This window comes from Bradyrhizobium sp. AUGA SZCCT0431, assembly GCF_018131065.1.
Taxonomy (GTDB): domain Bacteria; phylum Pseudomonadota; class Alphaproteobacteria; order Rhizobiales; family Xanthobacteraceae; genus Bradyrhizobium.
This window is the reverse complement of record NZ_JAFCLR010000074.1, coordinates 1-18,225: the sequence shown is the minus strand read 5'-3', so window position 1 is coordinate 18,225 and position 18,225 is coordinate 1. Positions and strand designations below refer to the sequence as shown.

Here is an 18,225-nt window from a genome sequence, read left to right as displayed (position 1 = left end):
CCAGCAACGGGGTGTCAGGACCACGCGCCTTCGCCGTACGCCTCTGTCGCGTTACGTCTTCGCAACATCGGCGTCCATCGCATCCCGTCCAACGTCCGTGACGACGGCCGACGCCCTCTGAGTGGGACGGGATGGCCAAACATATGGCCCTGATTTGCCTTCTGGAAAAGCGAAATATTTTTTATTTTGGGGCTTGACACGATTTCTGTAAATCAGAACTGATTTGCCCGTCGGGTTGATTTGTCGCACGCGGGCCACGAGAGTTCGCTTGCGTGGGAGGCGACACAGACCGTAGGGCGTAATCCGCCGATCAGAGCCACCAAACCACACCATCACATTCGTTCGCCAAAATCTCCGCTTGCCTCGCTGCCGCCCGCCCAATCTTCCGGAAAAAGCCCCGCGCGCACGTCCCGATGAAAGGAAGAAAACGGCCAATCGCTTACGCGCGTGACGAGCCCGTGCTTGAGCGGATTGATGTAGCAATACTCGACATGGCGCGCATAGTCGGCCTCGTCGCGGATCAAATGCTCCCAGAACCGCCGCTGCCAGATGCCGCGCTCGTTGCGGGCGACGCGAACGGCGCGGAGCCGCTCCTGCTTCGGCAGTGCTCGCGCGAAACGCGTCTTGATCAGGCGCCAGCGCGTGGAGAAATCATGATCGCCCGGCGGCAGTTGCCAGACCGCATGCAGATGATCGGGCAGCACGACAAAAGCTTCGATCGTGAAGGGATGGTCGCGGCGGGTGATGGCGACGGCCTCGCGCAGGATCGCGACATGATCGACGAGCAGGGTTTTCCGCCGCTCCAGCAGGTTGACGGTGAAGAACCAGCAGCCGCCCGGAACGAACGCGCGACGATAATTCGGCATGGGGAAGCAGGATAGCACATGCTATAGTTGTGGCACCGCCAAGATGGCGGATTACGCCTTCGGCTCAATCCCCCTACGAGCTGAACATCAGTCAGCCCGGATGCCTACAAGCGAGCCGGTACCAATAACAGTGCCTCTTATCTCAATGCGGCATCCCCGGCTGCGGTTATCGCAATTTCCAATAGTAGCTCGTCGGGTTTCGCGAGAAGCATCTTTCAATGCCACTACTACGGGATTTTCGTCTCTCTCATCTTTCAACAGCACTGCTGAATCGTTATTCAAGACGAAAAGGAGGCCTGAGACAGCTACCTTTTTCCCATGCAACGAACGTGCGTCGACCTTTAGCTCACTGAGCCCCACGGGCAAGTACCCGGCTCTTGTCAGTTCGGTGACATGCGCATCGCGCCTCTCAGTTTCCAGTTTGGCTTGTTCCACCATACGACGGTTCTGAACAAACTCGGAGATCGCATTTTCGCGATCTGCTACGTAAGTCGCGACCAGCCTGTCTGAGGCGAAATGGATAGCCACCGCATCGGGAGTGCCAGTTTCGCGTTCAAAGGCACACTTGATTGTCCGTCTTAGGATTGATCCCAAATCCTCGTCTGTGATGTCTATAGCGGGCTTAAATTGGTAGACCTTGGCGCGAGATTCTTGGGCCATGGTGTGTGTGGTGCCGCAAGGGCCGAGTATTTCGGTCAGCTTTTGGAAAAATGGTTCGTTGTCTTTCGTTTTCGCTCCTCGGAACGCAATCATGCAGAACGTATCGGCTGTGGTGGATCTCACCTGTGTTTGATCTGCTCCCTGTGTAATCCGAGGAGGGCAAATGCCTCGAATCTCAGATTCGAGTTCGGGATTACCTGATGAGGCCACTGGTTTGGAAGCGAGTGTTACTGGAACTTCGCTTTGTCGGCCGCCCCGGACGATTTTCAGCCTGACGGTCGTGCCGATTGCATGACTGGCGACTATCTGGGCCAATGCCGCTGGTTCGCTGCCTACTTCGAGTTCCTTGTCATCGACAGCTAAAATCACGTCACCCCGCCGCAGCTGGGAAATTGCGGCAGGGCTACCAGGAAATACGTTGACAACAAGAGCGCCGACGGTTTGCGATGTGCCACCCATGCTGGCCGGAGTGACGCCTAACCAAGCGGATGAAGGTTGATCCCGGACTTCTTGTCGGACCACGTTAGTCGATTCTGATCGTCGGGGTGAGATTGGCGGACTATTTCCGTGCCGGATGATTCCGTCGGGAAGCCTCGGCAGGGGTTGACCGGGTTTGGCGTTCAGCAGGTCGAGCCCCGGCTGACTGAAGGCATGACCGCCAATGAGCAGCGAGACGGCAATGAAGGTTAGTGTTCCGGCGAGGCGGGTGGGAGTCTTTAACATTCTACTTCCGATGCAACGGGCCGCAAGGGAGTGCATTTCGATTCGCCCGCTGCCATTGCTGTTACACAAATCTATTACGGGCCATCAACTCACCATTAGGCGGAGTATCAAACTGAACAGGCATCCGAAGCTCTTGTCGAATCTGCACAGTTCCGAGCCGTGTGATCTGCTGCTAGGGATGGCAGATCACAGCCCGGGCGGATTGGAGCCGAAGGCGTAATCCGCCGCACGGTTACAACGCCAACAACATGCCTTGCGCGCCATATCGAACGATCGTCGCGGGTGCGCAATTGGCGAGCGGAGACTTCGGCGATGGCCCCGGGGAGTCTGCCAGAATGGCGGATTACGCCTTCCACTTTCGCTCGTGGAGCCACCGCCGATGCAGTCGGCTCCAATCCGCCCTACGGACCTTGATAGCGTGAAATCGCACCATGTTCAGGTAATGCGCCTCCAAATCCTCGTCATCCCAGCTCGCCAGGGTGTCGGCATAAATAATGTAGGGCCGCGTCCCGATGACATCGAAGCTATCGTAAGTGGGGTATCTATCAGTTAGGAGATGAAGCTGGGCTTCTCGCGTTTTCTTATCGGTCTTCTTCATATTCTCTTGTTCAACTAGCGCCCTTCCGTACGTCCGAAAATAACGGTCGGGATCGACACGAACGAGGTGGTTTGAAATTTCGCGCATGTACGTCCGCAGAATGTTGTCCCGGTCATGCGCGGAAGCACGGTATGATGTATGACTTGTCTTGAGCGTTTGATTGCTTGGCCTTCGGCCCAAAGGCCCAACCCGCGAGAGCGCCAGCGCCGAATAACCAGAGGTCACTCCAATCCATCGTTAATCCTCGTCATTCGTCAGCAGCATCTCTTCCTGTTGAAAAGTCCGGTCGGTGCGGTAGTAGCTGTGGAAGACATCGTCATCGTTGCCGGCAAAGAAGCCATAGAGCCCGAATTCGTCGAGATCTTTGAAATAAAAACCTACGCGGCTCTCGGCTGGGTGGCTGACGTGGAAGGCTGTCAGATGGGCGGTCTCAAACAAAAGCTCCCCGTCCTTTGCTTTCCAGAAGTTGTTGTCACGCTCGCGAAAATGATACTCGCGCATCCCTGCCTTGATGTTCCGATACATGCGAGTGTCTCTCTCCAGCCGCTCATTGGCAGCTTGAGCCTTCTCCTTGTTCTTCGATTGACGCCACAGGAAGAATGCGCCCAAGAGCGCCAGCACAACGAGAATCGACCAATCCATTTTCCGCCCCCAGGCGGGCATTATCGCCTAGAGATTGTGGCGGCTCAAGTAGACTGCTTGCAATCAACACGACTAGAGTGCGAACCTGACCTCGGCAGAGGGGGAAACCATGGCAGCAGGCGTGGATTACAGCGCGTAGCTGGTTGAAGACGGCGAGCTACGGACTCCAAGACCAAGCAGTACGTCGCCACCATCTACCTCGACTGCAAGGTCGAAAAGGTTATCCTGAGGATGACCTATGACAGACAAGATGACGTTTAGAACGTTCCTACGGCCGCCGCGCCGGTTACAACGCCAACAAGGTCTGTGCTGTCCTGCGCTCCATATCGAATGATGGTCATGGGTGCGCAATTAGCGAGCGGAGCCTTCTGCGAACAGCGATGACCCGGGGTGATTTGCCTGAATGGCGGATTACGCCTTCCACTTTCGCTCGTGGAGCTACCGCCGATGTAGTCGGCTCCAATCCGCCCTACCCGGCTCCAATCCGCCCGCCCCGCCCAGCGTCTCCCCAGACACCTCCCCGCCCCCTGTTCCCGTCAATTCCAACGAGATTCGTATTGAAGCCTTGGGCTTAGGCAAATTTTAAGTCGCACGGCGTAGGTTATCAGGGTGAGTTCAGTGGTTGAGAGTTTGTGAGTACGCCATGACAGAACCCCATCGCCCGAGGGTAAAATACGTCATCGGGCCTGACGGAAGTCCATTAACAATTGCGGACCTGCCCGCGCCCGGCACCAAACGGTGGGTGATCCGCCGCAAGGCCGAAGTCGTTGCCGCGGTTCGCGGCGGCCTGCTCTCCCTCGAGGAGGCTTGCAGCCGCTACACGCTGACGGTGGACGAGTTCCTGTCCTGGCAGTTCTCCATCGATCAGCATGGCCTGGCAGGCTTGCGGACCACCCGCATCCAGCAATACCGGCAATAAATTCTCCAAACCGGAAGATTTGATGAAAACCGGCTTCGTTTTGCGAAGCTGGTTTTTTTCATGCCCAAACTTCTTCACCGACTTTAACGGTCGTTAACCATATGGAAACCATCCCCTAGGCAATAATTGCCCAGTCGGTCCCCGGGTACGAATCTGGGCCGAACCCCTGGGGGCGGTTGGTGCAAAGTCTCGTTGCTTTCCTGAAAGGCCTTGGCGCGTCGCGGCTGATGGCGATGGTCGCCGTGACCGCAGCCCTGATCGGCTTCTTCGCGTTCGTCATCATGCGCGTCACGACGCCGCAGATGACCACCCTGTTCACCGACCTCACGGCTGAAGACTCCGCCAGCATCATCAAGGATCTGGAACGCCAGGCGATCCCCTTCGAAATGCGCAACGAAGGCGCCGTCATCATGGTGCCGAAGGACAAGGTGACGCGGCTGCGGATGAAGCTGGCCGAAGGCGGCCTGCCGAAGGGCGGCGGCGTCGGCTACGAGATTTTCGACAAATCCGACGCGCTCGGCACCACCAGCTTCGTCCAGAACATCAATCATCTGCGCGCGCTGGAGGGCGAGCTCTCCCGCACCATCCGCGCCATCGACCGCATTCAGGCAGCGAGGGTCCATCTGGTGCTGCCGGAACGGCCGCTGTTCTCCCGCGAAATCCCGGAGCCGTCGGCTTCGATCGTGGTCCGGGTGCGCGGCAGCCTCGAGCCCCAGCAGATCCGCGCCATCCGCCACGTGGTCGCTTCCGCCGTCAACGGCCTGAAGCCGCAGCGGGTGTCGATCGTCGACGAGGGCGGCCGGCTGCTCGCGGACGGCGCCAGCAGCAATCCCGAGGGCGCGAGCGGCGACGAGCGCCGCACCGCCTTTGAGAAACGGATGCGCAACGAGGTCGAGGCGATCGTCTCCTCGGTGGTCGGCCAGGGCCGCGCCCGCGTCCAGCTCACCGCCGATTTCGACTACAACAAGGTCACCCAGACCTCGGACAAGTTCGATCCCGAAGGCCGCGTGCTGCGCTCCAGCCAGTCCCGCGAGGAATCGTCGGCGACCGCCGGAGACAGCGGCCAGGTCACGGTCAACAACGAACTGCCCGGTAACCAGGCCAATGCCGGCGTCCCGGCGCGCGACCAGAGCAAGAAGAGCGAAGAAACCAACAATTACGAGATTTCCCGCGTCACCAAGACCGAAGTCACCGAGGCCGGCCGGGTCAACAAGATCTCGGTCGCGGTGCTGGTCGACGGCGCCTACACCAAGAACGAAAAAGGCGAGATGGTCTATCAGGACCGCAGCAAGGAAATGCTCGACCGCATCGCCACCCTGGTTCGCTCGGCGATCGGCTTCGACCAGAAGCGCGGTGACCAGGTCGAGGTCGTGAACCTGCGCTTTGCCGAAGCCCCGTCGGTGCCCCCGGTTGCCGAGCCGACCGGCCTGCTCGGCATGTTCCAGTTCACCAAGGATGACGTCATGTACGTCATCGAACTCGGCGTCATGATGCTGCTCGGCCTCGTCGTGCTGTTCATGGTGATCCGCCCGCTGGTCAAGCGCATCCTGGCCGCCGAAGTCGTTCCCGCGCTGGCCGGCGGCGCCGCTGTGCCGGCGCTGACCGACGGCACCGCCGAAGGCACGCCCGGCCAGGCCCTGATTCCCGCCGGCGGCGCCGCCGCGTTGATCGATGTCGCCCAGGTTCAGGGCCAGGTCCACGCCCAGGCCGTGCACCGGGTCGGTGAACTCGCCGAACGAAATCCGAACGAGACCGCCTCCATTGTTCGTCAATGGCTCAGCGAACCTGTCGAGTGACCTGACATGGCCGTACCGCAAACCACCAACGCCAACGACATCACCACCGTCATCTCGGCGCTGGCGAGCCGTCAGGCGACAAGGCCCAAGGGCAAGCCGCTGAGCGGCCCGCAGCGCGCCGCCATCCTGATGCTGGCGCTGGGCGAACAATATGGCGGCAAGGTCTGGGCGCTGCTCGACGACGACGAGGTGCGCGAACTGTCGATCCACATGTCGACGCTCGGCACCGTCGAGGCCGACGTGGTCGAAGACCTGCTGCTCGAATTCGTCTCAAGGATGTCGGCCTCCGGCGCCCTGATGGGCACCTTCGACGCCACCGAACGGCTGCTGCAGCAATATCTGCCGGGCGAGCGCGTCACCGGCATCATGGACGAGATCCGCGGCCCCGCCGGCCGCAACATGTGGGAGAAACTCTCCAACGTGCAGGAAGAGGTGCTCGCCAACTACCTCAAGAACGAGTACCCGCAGACCATCGCCGTGGTGCTGTCGAAACTGAAGCCGGAGCACGCCGCCCGCGTGCTGGCGATCCTCCCTGAGGATCTCGCGCTCGACGTGGTTGGGCGCATGCTGAAGATGGAAGCGGTGCAGAAGGAAGTCATCGAGCGCGTCGAGCAGACGCTGCGGACCGAGTTCATGTCGAACCTGTCGCAGACCCGCCGCCGCGACGCCCACGAGGTGATGGCCGAAATCTTCAATAATTTCGACCGCCAGACCGAAACCCGCTTCATCACCTCGCTGGAAGAGGAAAACCGCGAATCCGCCGAGCGCATCAAGGCGCTGATGTTCACCTTCGACGATCTGATCAAGCTCGACTCCGCCTCGGCGCAGACCCTGATGCGCAACATCGACAAGGACAAGCTCGGCATTGCGCTGAAGAGCGCCAATGAGGAGGTCCGCAGCTTCTTCCTCGGCAACATGTCATCCCGCGCCGGCAAGATGCTGCTGGACGACATGGCCGCGATGGGACCGGTGCGGCTCCGCGACGTCGACGAGGCGCAGGCGCTGCTCGTCAACCTCGCCAAGGACATGGCCGCCAAGGGTGAAATCACTTTGACCAAGAACCGCGCTGACGACGAGCTGGTGTACTGATGGCCGCGCCCGCAAAATTCCTGTTCGACATGGACTTCGGCGCACCGGACAAGACGCGCGAGCGTCCTGCCACGCCTGCCGAGATCGCGCAGAAGATCGCCTCGGCCGAGGCCCGCGCCTATCGCGACGGCTACGAGGCCGCGCAGCGCGAGGCCAAGGCGGAAAGCGACCGCCGCGCCGCGCTGGCGCTGGAGGAGATCGGCATCGCGATCAAGGGCATCGCCTCGCGCTTTGGCGGCATCGAAGCACGGATGGAGACCGAGGCGGTCGATGTCGCGGTCGCGGTGGCCCGCAAACTGTGCAGCGAACTGATTGCCGCCGAGCCGCTCGGCGAAATCACCGGACTGGTGAGCGATTGCTTCTCGCATCTGGTCGCGACGCCGCACCTCGTGGTCCGCATCAACGACTCACTCTACGAGGCCGCGCGCGAAAAGATCGAGCGGCAGGCCACGCAGAGCGGCTTCGAGGGCCGGCTGGTGATCCTGGCCGAGCCTGATATCGCAACCGGCGACTGCCGGATCGAATGGGCCGACGGCGGCGTGGTGCTGGAGCGAGCCGCCATCGAAGCCAAGATCAACGAACTTGTCGGGCGCTACATGGCGTCCCGCGATCAGGCCGGAAGGCCATGAGGACTGAACCATGAGCGACACCGACACACATGTCCCGCTGCAGGACCTCAACGCCACCGGTGCGGAGCCGGGGGATGATCTGGCCTACAATGAAGACGAACAGGCCTCGCGTATTGCGGCCGACCTGGAGGCCGTGTTCGACGTGCCGGTGCAGGTCTCGGCGGTGCTCGGCCGCTCCAAGATGGACGTCGGCGAGCTGCTGAAGCTCGGCCCCGGCACCGTGCTCGAACTCGACCGCCGCGTCGGTGAAGCGATCGACATCTACGTCAACAACCGCCTGGTGGCGCGCGGCGAAGTCGTGCTGGTGGAAGACAAGCTCGGCGTCACCATGACGGAAATCATCAAGGCGGAACGCAACTAAACAACGGCACGCGCATAAGCGACGCGAACAGACGAACAGGAGACTATGATGCGGCTTCTCATCGTTGGCACATTGAAGGGCCAGCTCACCACGGCCACCAAGATCGCGATGGACAACGGCGCTTCGGTGACCCACGCCGAGACGATCGAACAGGCGATGGCGGTGCTGCGCGGCGGCAAGGGCGCCGACCTGATGCTGGTCGACGTCGCGCTCGATATCCGCGATTTGGTGATGCGGCTCGAGGCCGAACACATCCATGTGCCGATCGTAGCCTGCGGCATCTCCAACGACGCCCGCGCCGCGGTCGCCGCGATCCACGCCGGCGCCAAGGAATACATCCCGCTGCCGCCCGATCCGGAACTGATCGCCGCCGTGCTCGCCGCCGTCGCCAACGATTCCCGCGACCTGATCTATCGCGACGAGGCCATGGGCAAGGTCGTCAAGCTGGCACAGCAGATCGCGGGCTCGGACGCCTCGGTCATGATCACCGGCGAATCCGGCACCGGCAAGGAAGTGCTGGCGCGCTACGTCCACACCCGCTCACAACGCGCCAAGCGGCCGTTCATCTCGATCAACTGCGCGGCGATCCCCGAGCACCTGCTTGAATCCGAACTGTTCGGCCACGAAAAGGGCGCCTTCACCGGCGCCGTGGCACGGCGCATCGGCAAGTTCGAGGAAGCCACCGGCGGCACGCTGCTGCTCGACGAAATCTCCGAGATGGACGTGCGGCTGCAATCGAAATTGCTGCGCGCGATCCAGGAGCGCGTCATCGACCGCGTCGGCGGCACCAAGCCGGTCCCGGTCGATATCCGCATCATCGCGACCTCGAACCGCAACCTGGCCGACGCCGTCCGCGAAGGCACCTTTCGCGAGGATCTGCTGTTCCGGCTCAACGTCGTCAATCTGAAGATCCCGGCGCTGCGCGACCGGCCGGCGGATATCATCGAACTGGCGCACCATTTTGCGAAGAAATATTCCGAAGCCAACGGCGTGCCGTTGCGCCCGATCTCCAGCGACGCGCGGCGGGTGCTGACATCAAACCGCTGGCAGGGCAACGTCCGCGAGCTGGAAAACACCATGCACCGCTCGGTGCTGATGGCGCAGGGCGACGAGATCGGCGCGGACGCCATCCTCACTCCCGACGGCGACCGCCTCGACCTTGCCAAGACCGCGCCGGCCGTGGCCCACGCCACCTTCGCCGCCGAACAGGTGACCCGCGCGCTGGTCGGCCGCACGGTGGCCGACGTCGAACGCGACCTGATCCTGGAGACGCTCAAGCATTGCCTCGGCAACCGCACCCACGCGGCCAACATCCTCGGCATCTCGATCCGCACGCTGCGCAACAAGCTGAACGAATATGCCGACGGCGGAATACCGATCACGCCGGCCGGCGCCGGCGACTATCAGCGCTTTGCGGCGGCGGGGTAGTTGACGCTCTATCAACGTCATTGCCTGCGACAAACGCGAAGCGTTTGCGCAAGGGAGCGAAGCGACGAAGCAATCCATCCCTCGGTTGGGGCACTATGGATTGCTTCGCTCCGCTCGCAATGACGCCAGAGTTTTCGAACCCCGCGCCGAATAACTCGGTGCGTCCGGGTTGCGGAAGATGCGGATGGGATCGCCAGGCTGCAGATCGCGCCCGGTGAAGACGGCATAGGCGTAGAGCGCGAGATAGCCGATCGCGAACGCGCCGACGCCGTAGAATGCCCAGACCGCGATACGCTTCATCAGATTACACGCCGCATTGGACCAGGCGCACGGCATGACGCTGCCGAAACGACTGCGTCGGTAAGACGATTTGCAGGAGCTTGCGCACCAAGGCACGATATCCCAATCGGGAGGAAAACGACTCCAAGCCTTCTAATCCGTGCGCGCGCTGAAGGCCATGGCCACGACCAGTCCGCGCCGGTCCCCGTCACCGAATTTTCACATTTTCCGGTCCGCGATTCCATTTGCCCCGCTCAACCTTTTGTTGCTATGGTTTTAATAGACAACGGGAGAGCGATCATGACCATATATGCGCAGACGAGTGGGACGCAGTCGACAACGTCCGATTCGTACGTACCGATTCCCGGGCTCACCTTCAACATTCCAGAAGGCGTCGGCACTTCCGCGTTGATTATCCTGAACTTGCCCTATGTTTACGCCGAGGGTCCAGCCTCCCCTGGCGGAATCTTCGGCATCGCGATCAATGGCGCCGTGTCGCCGGTCGTGGGAGGATTCACGAGCGGTACGCCAATCGTACCTAACACCGGCCGCGTACCAACCACACTGATCGTCAACATACCGTTGGCCGGTGCAGCGCAAACCATTACCGCTCTGTGGCGAGGTGTGCGTGGCAGCACAGTGATCATCGACTCACCGGCGACGCTCAGCGCAATCCTGAACTAGACCGGCTGACATTATCGCGAGGCACGCGTGGCGCGGGAACGCTGACCTCCGCCAGCCGGACCGCATCGTCGTCGCGGTCGATCGCGACATATTGGCCCTGCCAATAGGCCAGCGCCGCGGTGCGGGTCGACAGCTGCAGGTCCAGCACGCGGCCGATCAGAATCGCATGGGAATGCCGCTCGACGATTTCCTCCACCTCACAATCGATCGCGGCCAGCGCGCCCACCAACAGCGGCACGCCTGAAGCGCGCGTCCTCCATTCCGCGCCGGCAAACCGTTCGGCGCCCTTGAGCCCGTCCTTGCCGGCAAAGCGCTCGGCGACATCGATCTGATCCGGTGTCAGGATATTGACGCCGAAGAAGCCGTACCGCTGCACGAGCGGCCATGAGGACGCGTTCCGGTTGACGCTGACAATCAGCGCCGGCGGATCGACCGACAGCGACGACACCGAGGTCACCGTCATGCCCGAAATGTCCTTAGCTCGCCCCGCCGTGATGACGCTCACCCCGCCCGTCAACTGGCGCATGGCGCCACGGAAATCGTCCTGGGAAACCTCTTGGGAAACCTGACGGTCGATCGCGATATGCCGGACAACGGAGTTCATGATGGCCTCACAGGTCGGAAGTGTCCTCGGTGCCTTGCAGCAGGTTCTTCAGGATCGCGCCTTCCAGCGCGGCGAGTTCCGCCGAACCCCGACGCCTTGGGCGTGGGATATTGACGTCAATGTCATGCGCGATGCGGCCGTCCTCAATCACCAGAACGCGGTCGGCCAGTGCAACCGCCTCGGCTACGTCATGCGTCACCAGGATCGCGGTGAATCCCTGATCCTGCCAGACCCGCTCCAGCAGCCGCTGCATCGAGATCCGCGTCAACGCATCAAGCGCGCCGAGCGGTTCGTCGAACGCCAGCACGCGCGGGCGGCTGACCAAGGCCCGCGCCAGCGCCACGCGCTGTTTTTGTCCGCCGGAGAGAACCGCCGGCCATTGCGCCCGTTTGTCGTCGAGGCCGACTTCGACCAGCGCGCTATCAGCGCGGGCCTGCGCGTCCGGCGAGGTCCGCTCGCGGCCGAGGCCGACCTCGACGTTCGACAGCACCCGGGCCCAGGGCAGCAGCCGCGGCTCCTGAAACATCACGCGGACGTCTTCGGCGCGCGTTTCCTCGCCAAAACTGATGGTACCCGCGGTAATCGTTTCAAGGCCCGCGATCAGCCGCAGCAGCGTACTCTTGCCGCAACCGCTGCGGCCGACGATGGCGACGGACTGCCCTGCCGGAATGTGCAGATCGATGCCGCGCAGCACCTCGTTGTCGCCGAACGATTTGCGCAATCCCCGGATCGTCAGCGAAAGCCCGCGCAACAGGGCGTCGGCATCCCGCCGCAACAGCCGCGCCTGCTTGACAAACTCGGGCTGGTCCACGGCTTGGGCATCCGCGGGGCGAAAACGAAGAGCTTCCTGCATTTCAATCCTCAAAAGTTTCTGCCTCAATGTTTCTGGAAGGCGGGATGCCAGGACAGCGTCAGCCGCTCCAGCGCGCGTGAAGCGCTGTCGGCAAGTTTGCCAAGCAACGCGTAGATCAGGATGGAGAGCACCACGACGTCGATCAGCATGAATTCGCGCGCCTGCATCGCCATGTAGCCGAGGCCGGATGACGCCGCGATGGTTTCCGCCACGATCAAGGTCAGCCACATGATGCCGAGCGCAAAACGCAGGCCGACGAAGATCGACGGCAACGCGCCCGGAAAGATCACCCGGCGGAACAATTCGCCGTCGGTCATGCCGTAAATGCGGCCCATCTCGATCAGTTGCGGATCGACGGTGCGGATGCCATGCAGCGTGTTGAGGTAGATCGGAAAGAACACGCCAAGCGCGACCAGGAACAGTTTGGCCGACTCATCGATGCCGAACCACAGGATGACGAGCGGGATCAGCGCCAGATGCGGAATGTTGCGCACCATCTGCAACGTCGTGTCGGTCAATTTGCTCGAGAGCTGCGACAGGCCGTTGGCGAGCCCGAAGGTAAAGCCGATGCTGCCGCCAATCAGGAAGCCGACGCTGGCGCGCCAGAAACTGACCCAGATATTGCGCACCAGTTCGCCCGACAGCAGCAGCTTCCATCCAGCCAGCGCCACATCGCTCGGCGCCGGCAGCACCCGCGCCGAGACGAAGCCGGTGACGCAAGCCGCCTGCCAGATCAGGATGATCGCAAGCGGCACGATCCATGGAATGAGGCCGTCGGCCCGCGGCAAGCGCAGGCGTCGGACACGCGGAAGACTTTCGATCAGACTCATGATTGCGATGCCTTGACGAGGGGACGATGTTCGTTGGCGATGGTCTCGCCGAACGGGCCGGTATTGACGCGGATCGGCGTCACATTGTTCGGCTGCTTCAGCGACAGCAGCGGAAACACCAGTTCGGCGAAGCGATAGGCTTCCTCCAGATGCGGATAGCCCGACATGATGAAGGTATCGATGCCGACATCCTGGTATTCGCGGATCCGCGCCGCCACCGTGGCGGGATCGCCGACCAATCCCGTCCCCGCCCCGCCGCGCACCAGGCCGACACCGGCCCACAGGTTGGGGCTGATCTCGAGCTTGTCGCGACGACCGCCATGCAACTGCGCCATGCGCTGCTGGCCGACCGAATCCATCCGGGAAAATATCTTCTGCGCCGAGGCGACGGTTTCGTCGGTCACGTGCTGGATCAGCTCATCTGCCGCCTTCCAGGCCTCCGCATTGGTCTCGCGGACGATCACATGCAGGCGGATACCGAATGAAAGCTTTCGTCCGCGCGCGTCCGCGACGGCTTTCACACGATTGATCTTCTCGGCCACCTGCGCCGGCGGCTCGCCCCAGGTCAGATATTTGTCGACCGTGTCGACCGCGACATCGATGCCGGCATCCGACGATCCGCCGAAGTACAGCGGCGGCCGCGGCGCCTGCACCGGCGGAAACAGCAGGCGGCCATCCTCGATGCGGATGTGCTTGCCTTCCACATTGACGGTCTTGCCGGCGAGCAGGTCGCTATAGACGTTGAGGAACTCGCGCGTCACGGCATAACGCGCGTCGTGATCGAGGAAAATGCCGTCGCCCTTGTTCTCGACGGGATCGCCGCCGGTGACGACGTTGACCAGTAGGCGCCCGTTCGACAACCGGTCGAGCGTCGCGGTCATGCGCGCGGCGACGCTCGGCGATTGCAGGCCGGGCCGCACCGCCACCAGATAGCGCAGCCGCTCGGTCCAGGGCGCAACGGCTGACGCCACCACCCAGGAATCTTCGCAGCTTCGCCCGGTCGGCAGCAGCACGCCGTAATAGCCGAGCTGGTCCGCGGCCTGCGCGATCTGGCGCAGATAGTTGAAGTTCACTTCCCGTCCGCCGGTGGTGGTGCCGAGATAGCGGCCATCGCCATGGGTCGGCAGGAACCAGAGGATGTTGGCATTCGCTGATGTTTGGTTGCTCATGTGCCCGGCCTCCGAGCCGCGTCGGAAATTTTGATTTGCTTGGGAATAAGACCGAGCGCGAAGAACGCGTCGGCGACCTGTTGCTGATCGGCGATCACGCTGTCAGTGATCGGCTTGATGCCGTAGGACTGCCGTTTCAGGGCGACCTCGACGACCGGGACCGGAAGACCGATCGCCGGCGCCAGTTGCTCGGCGACGGTGTGAATGTCGCCCTTCGCCCAATCGTCGACTTCGCTGAGTTGGGCCAGCACGAGATCCACGATTTTCGGGTCGGCGCCAATGAACTTCTTCGAGGCGAAATAGAACTGATAATTCGAGACGATGCCGGTGCCGTCGGCGAGCGTCCGCGCGCCGGTAGCGGCTTCGGCGGCGGCTTGGAACGGATCCCAGATCACCCAGGCATCGACCGCGCCACGTTCGAACGCAGCCCGCGCATCGGCCGGCGCCAGAAACACCTGCTCGATCTCCGAGTATTTGATGCCAGCCTTCTCCAGCGCCTTCACCAAGAGATAGTGAACGTTGGAGCCTTTGTTCAGCGCCACCTTCCTGCCTTTGAGATCCGCGACCGAAGCGATCTTGCTGTCCTTCGGCACCAGGATGGCTTCGCCCTTCGGCGCCGGCGGCTCATAGGCTACATACTGGATCGGCGCGCCCGCGGCCTGCGCGAAGATCGGCGGCGCTTCGCCGGTGTTGCCGAAATCGATGGCACCGACATTAAGCGCCTCGAGCAGCGGCGGCCCGGACGGAAATTCCGTCCATACCACCTGATAGCCCGCGGCCTTCAGCTTGCCCTCGAGTGTGCCCTTGCTCTTGAGCAGCACCAGCTTGCCGTATTTCTGGAAGCCGATGCGGACGACCTTGTCCTGCCCGTAGCTTGCGCCGACCGTCGAGCCGACGATGGCGAGAGACAGCATGGCGCTCGCGATCAGGCGTTTGATGAAACGCTTCATGATGAAATCCTCTGCATTGATTGGAATGGCTCTTCTCGAATTCAGGTCTGGGTATTGCGCCAGACGATGTCGCGAACCACGATCGGCTTCGGGATCAGCCCGAGCTTGAAGAAACGATCGGCGACGGCCTGCTGGGTATCGATGATCGCCTCCGTCACCGGTCCGATCGCAAACGAGGCGCGGTTGGCCGCGACGGTCTGGACTTCCAGCGGAACGCCGGTCACGGCGGCGAGCGCATTTGCCACGGCGTCGCGATTTCCTTCCGCCCACCGGGCGGCTTCCGCCAGGCCTGCGATGATGTCGCGGGTGTGCTGAACGTTGGTGTTCGCGAAATCGCGGTTGGCGAGATAGAACGAATTGGTCTTGGCGACCTCGTAGGCGTTGATCAGGATCCGGCCGTTCTGCTTTTTCTCGCCGATCGCGAAGTATGGATCCCAGATCGCCCAGGCTTCGATGCTGCCATTGGCGAATGCCGGCCCCGCATCGGGCGGCGACAGATAGACCGGCGTGATATCGGCGTAGGTGAGACCGGCCTTTTCCAGCGTCGCGATCAGAACGTTATGCGCGCTGGTACCCTTGGCGAATCCGATCCGCTTGCCTTTCAGATCGGCAATCGAGCGAATGCTGGAATTGGCGGGAACCAGAATGCCCTGCCCGTTGGTGATCGGCGATCCCGCGACATAGACGATGTTCGCATTCGCCGCCTGGGCAAAGATCGGCGGCGTGTCACCGACCGCGCCAAGATCGATGCTGGCGGTGCTCATCGCTTCCAGCAACGGCGGCCCCGACGTGAACTCGATCCATTTGATGGAAATTTGTTTTGCGGCGAAGTGTTTTTCCAGAATGGCCTGCTGCCGCGCAATCACGAGCACGCCGGTCTTCTGATAGCCGATGCGGATTTCCTTCACCGGCGCCTGCGCCCGCGCACGCGGCGACAGCGCGACAACGGCACCGGCAACCGACAATCCGAGAAACTCCCGACGCTTCATCACATTCTCCTGAACGATCATGCTCGCGGCGATGCGCGATCATGCGATGCAAGAGATGATGGTGGCGCTTTGAAACGCTGTCGAGTGCTCCGCAAAAATAGCAATGACGGCACTGTTAGTTCGGCTCGTGACGACGCGTTTATTGCCGGAACACGATTTACAACGACGCATTTTTCTTGACGCTTGCCCGACGCCATTTCGTTAATCTTGCATTAGGCAGCAGCGGAACCTGATCCACCCAGAGTCATAAGCGACCGCCGCTGAGATCGACGAACGCCTATCAAATATGCAGCTTGGAATTTCTCTCTGCGAATGCCGACCGGCGTAGCATCGTCATGCGGATCGCGTGACAACAAGAAAGAGCGGTTCTATTGACCACGGTTGCGCGGCCTCTAGCCTGTTTTGATCCCTTTAATGTCAGGCAGATCAAACTCCATGGGCAACCGCACCGCATCAATCATCGGAGCCATCGCAGCCATCGCTGTCGTTTCCGCAACGTCCGTGGCCGCGCAGACGCCGCCATCCGATACGATTCGCATCGGCTATCAAAAATCCTCGACGCTGACCGCTATTTTGAAAACCAATGGCGAGCTGGAAAAGGCGCTCGCGCCGTTCGGCGTCCGCGTCTCCTGGCATGAATTCACCAGCGGCCTGCCGCTGCTGGAGGCGATCAACACCGGCAACATCGACTTCGGCGCTGACGTCGCCGATACCGTGCCGCTGTTCGCGCAGGCCGCAGGCGCCAGGCTTGCCTATATCGCGGAGGAAGCCGCTTCACCGTCGGCGCAGGCCATTCTGGTCGGCGCGGAATCGCCCATCAAGACGCTGGCCGACCTGAAGGGCAAGAAGGTTGCGGTGACAAAAGGCGCCGGCAGTCATTTCCTGCTGCTCGCCGCGCTCGCCAGATCGGGCCTGAGCTTCAAGGATATCTCGCCGGCCTATCTGACGCCGGCAGACGGCCGCGCCGCCTTCATCGGCGGCAATGTCGATGCGTGGGTGGCCTGGGATCCGTTCCTGACCAGCGCCCAGCGCCAGTCCAACGCGCGGGTGCTGTCCGACGGCAGCAACGGCCTTGCGAGCTACAAGCGATATTATCTGTCGTCGGCTGCGTTTGCGGATCGGCGCGGCGACGTGCTGAATGCCATCTTCGGCAAGCTCGACGAGACCGGCAAATGGGTCAAGGCGCATCAGGATGACGCGGCGAAGTTGCTGTCGGGCCTCTGGGGCATCGATGCGGCGACGGTGAAGGAAGCCAACAGCCATCGTTCCTACAAGGTCGGAATTGTCACGGCGCCCGGCCTGTCCGAACAGCAACGCATTGCCGACGCGTTCTTTGCGGAAGGATTGCTGCCGGTAAAGGTCAACGCGGGCGATGCGAAGATCTGGACGCCGAAGCGCGACTGATCGAGCAGGCGCTCACACGGGCCCACGATGGCGAGGCGGCTCCTATGCCGCCTCGAACGCCGGAACCGGCAGTGCGGTGACCGACTTGATCTTTTCCATCGCGAACCGCGAGGTGACATTCTTCAGCGCGACCGCACCGATCAGCTTTTTGTAGAAAAGATCATAGCTCCGCATGTCGGCGACCACTACGCGCAGCACATAGTCCACGTCGCCGGCCATGCGGTAGAACTCGATGACTTCAGGCATGGCGCTGACGGCGGCCGCGAATTTCTTCAGCCACGCATCGGAGTGATCGTCGCTCTCCACCGAGACGAACACCGACAACCCGAGGCCGATCTTGTTCTGGTCGACCAGCGCGACCTTGCCGGTGATGATGCCCTCGTTCTCCATGCGCTGGACGCGCTTCCAGCATGGCGTGGAGGAAAGCCCGACGCGCTCGCCGATCTCGGCCACCGACAGCGATGCGTCTTCCTGAAGCACCCGCAGGATCTTGCGGTCGATCGCATCGATGCGGCGGGGAACTTCCGAGGAAGCGGTGATGACGTCGCTCATGTGTAAAACTTTCTTCCAAATGCATTGCTCTCAACAATGCTATTCGGAAAATAATTCCACACAAGCCGGTCACCGTTTCGAAATTTGGCGCCGCCAGAGAAAGACTTGCTGCACGGACCGCCTTCTAGGTGGCGTGGACACTTATCGCATCCATAAGACGATGGCGGCGACAGTGACGATGGCAAGGTAATTTCGGGCTG

Annotated in this window: 19 protein-coding genes; 8 read left to right on the top strand and 11 right to left on the bottom strand. The window is 61.8% G+C overall.

Annotation, left to right across the window (positions count from 1 at the left end; all coding sequences use genetic code 11):
- Window positions 1–332: 332 nt before the first annotated feature.
- From JQ567_RS37305 to JQ567_RS37295, 3 genes are all read right to left on the bottom strand, one after another.
- Window positions 333–866: an REP-associated tyrosine transposase gene (locus JQ567_RS37305; protein WP_212443439.1), complete on the bottom strand. Its 534-nt coding sequence runs from the start codon at window positions 864–866 to the stop codon at window positions 333–335.
- An 87-nt stretch (window positions 867–953) separates the two neighbouring features.
- Window positions 954–2,249, bottom strand: coding sequence for a PDZ domain-containing protein (locus JQ567_RS37300; protein ID WP_212443438.1), 1,296 nt, complete (start codon window positions 2,247–2,249; stop codon window positions 954–956).
- A gap of 835 nt (window positions 2,250–3,084) precedes the next feature.
- On the bottom strand, window positions 3,085–3,489 hold the full coding sequence (locus JQ567_RS37295; RefSeq protein WP_212443437.1) for a hypothetical protein: 405 nt from the start codon (window positions 3,487–3,489) through the stop codon (window positions 3,085–3,087).
- A gap of 643 nt (window positions 3,490–4,132) precedes the next feature.
- Here JQ567_RS37295 and JQ567_RS37290 point away from each other — a divergent pair.
- The 6 genes from JQ567_RS37290 (at window position 4,133) to JQ567_RS37265 (ending at window position 9,711) form a co-directional block, all read left to right on the top strand.
- Entirely contained in the window at window positions 4,133–4,408 is a 276-nt protein-coding gene (locus JQ567_RS37290; protein ID WP_002714638.1) for a DUF1153 domain-containing protein, read from the top strand.
- 179 nt (window positions 4,409–4,587) lie between these two features.
- Window positions 4,588–6,204, top strand: a complete 1,617-nt coding sequence (fliF, locus tag JQ567_RS37285; protein WP_212443436.1) for a flagellar basal-body MS-ring/collar protein FliF — start codon at window positions 4,588–4,590, stop codon at window positions 6,202–6,204.
- Window positions 6,205–6,210: 6 nt separating this feature from the next.
- A complete protein-coding gene (gene fliG, locus JQ567_RS37280) occupies window positions 6,211–7,293 on the top strand; it encodes a flagellar motor switch protein FliG (RefSeq protein ID WP_212034367.1) in 1,083 nt (360 codons plus the stop codon).
- Window positions 7,293–7,922 (top strand): FliH/SctL family protein, encoded by a 630-nt coding sequence (locus JQ567_RS37275; protein ID WP_212443435.1) that lies wholly within the window; start codon window positions 7,293–7,295, stop codon window positions 7,920–7,922. Before fliG ends, JQ567_RS37275 begins: the two co-directional genes overlap by 1 nt.
- Window positions 7,923–7,932: 10 nt before the next feature.
- Window positions 7,933–8,283 carry a flagellar motor switch protein FliN gene (fliN, locus tag JQ567_RS37270; RefSeq protein WP_212443434.1) on the top strand — a complete coding sequence of 117 codons (351 nt, stop codon included), beginning with the start codon at window positions 7,933–7,935 and terminating at the stop codon, window positions 8,281–8,283.
- A gap of 48 nt (window positions 8,284–8,331) precedes the next feature.
- The gene (locus JQ567_RS37265; protein ID WP_212443433.1) at window positions 8,332–9,711 is read left to right on the top strand and encodes a sigma-54-dependent Fis family transcriptional regulator; all 1,380 of its coding nucleotides are present in this window, start codon (window positions 8,332–8,334) and stop codon (window positions 9,709–9,711) included.
- Window positions 9,712–9,804: 93 nt separating this feature from the next.
- On the opposite strand, the gene JQ567_RS37260 is transcribed toward JQ567_RS37265, so the two are convergent.
- Complete coding sequence (locus JQ567_RS37260; RefSeq protein ID WP_212443432.1) at window positions 9,805–10,011, bottom strand: hypothetical protein; 207 nt, start codon at window positions 10,009–10,011, stop codon at window positions 9,805–9,807.
- Between the two features lie 279 nt (window positions 10,012–10,290).
- On the opposite strand from JQ567_RS37260, the gene JQ567_RS37255 reads away from it, so the two are divergent.
- Entirely contained in the window at window positions 10,291–10,674 is a 384-nt protein-coding gene (locus tag JQ567_RS37255) for a hypothetical protein (RefSeq protein ID WP_212443431.1), read from the top strand.
- Here JQ567_RS37255 and JQ567_RS37250 read toward each other — a convergent pair.
- The 6 genes from JQ567_RS37250 to JQ567_RS37225 are packed head-to-tail and all read right to left on the bottom strand — an operon-like array spanning window position 10,655 to window position 16,069.
- Window positions 10,655–11,278: a flavin reductase family protein gene (locus JQ567_RS37250; protein ID WP_212443430.1), complete on the bottom strand. Its 624-nt coding sequence runs from the start codon at window positions 11,276–11,278 to the stop codon at window positions 10,655–10,657. The genes JQ567_RS37255 and JQ567_RS37250 overlap by 20 nt on opposite strands.
- A gap of 7 nt (window positions 11,279–11,285) precedes the next feature.
- Window positions 11,286–12,131 carry an ATP-binding cassette domain-containing protein gene (locus tag JQ567_RS37245; protein WP_212443429.1) on the bottom strand — a complete coding sequence of 282 codons (846 nt, stop codon included), beginning with the start codon at window positions 12,129–12,131 and terminating at the stop codon, window positions 11,286–11,288.
- Between the two features lie 23 nt (window positions 12,132–12,154).
- Window positions 12,155–12,961 carry an ABC transporter permease subunit gene (locus JQ567_RS37240; RefSeq protein ID WP_212416410.1) on the bottom strand — a complete coding sequence of 269 codons (807 nt, stop codon included), beginning with the start codon at window positions 12,959–12,961 and terminating at the stop codon, window positions 12,155–12,157.
- The gene (ssuD, locus tag JQ567_RS37235) at window positions 12,958–14,130 is read right to left on the bottom strand and encodes an FMNH2-dependent alkanesulfonate monooxygenase (RefSeq protein WP_212443428.1); all 1,173 of its coding nucleotides are present in this window, start codon (window positions 14,128–14,130) and stop codon (window positions 12,958–12,960) included. The genes JQ567_RS37240 and ssuD overlap by 4 nt, the downstream gene beginning before the upstream one ends.
- Window positions 14,127–15,080 (bottom strand): sulfonate ABC transporter substrate-binding protein, encoded by a 954-nt coding sequence (locus JQ567_RS37230; RefSeq protein ID WP_212443427.1) that lies wholly within the window; start codon window positions 15,078–15,080, stop codon window positions 14,127–14,129. Before JQ567_RS37230 ends, ssuD begins: the two co-directional genes overlap by 4 nt.
- Window positions 15,081–15,121: 41 nt before the next feature.
- A complete protein-coding gene (locus JQ567_RS37225; protein ID WP_212443426.1) occupies window positions 15,122–16,069 on the bottom strand; it encodes a sulfonate ABC transporter substrate-binding protein in 948 nt (315 codons plus the stop codon).
- A gap of 435 nt (window positions 16,070–16,504) precedes the next feature.
- Here JQ567_RS37225 and JQ567_RS37220 point away from each other — a divergent pair, with 435 nt between their 5' ends.
- Window positions 16,505–17,473, top strand: a complete 969-nt coding sequence (locus JQ567_RS37220; RefSeq protein WP_212443425.1) for an aliphatic sulfonate ABC transporter substrate-binding protein — start codon at window positions 16,505–16,507, stop codon at window positions 17,471–17,473.
- A 42-nt stretch (window positions 17,474–17,515) separates the two neighbouring features.
- Here JQ567_RS37220 and JQ567_RS37215 read toward each other — a convergent pair whose 3' ends face one another.
- Window positions 17,516–18,025: an Lrp/AsnC family transcriptional regulator gene (locus JQ567_RS37215; RefSeq protein WP_212443424.1), complete on the bottom strand. Its 510-nt coding sequence runs from the start codon at window positions 18,023–18,025 to the stop codon at window positions 17,516–17,518.
- Window positions 18,026–18,225 lie beyond the last annotated feature (200 nt).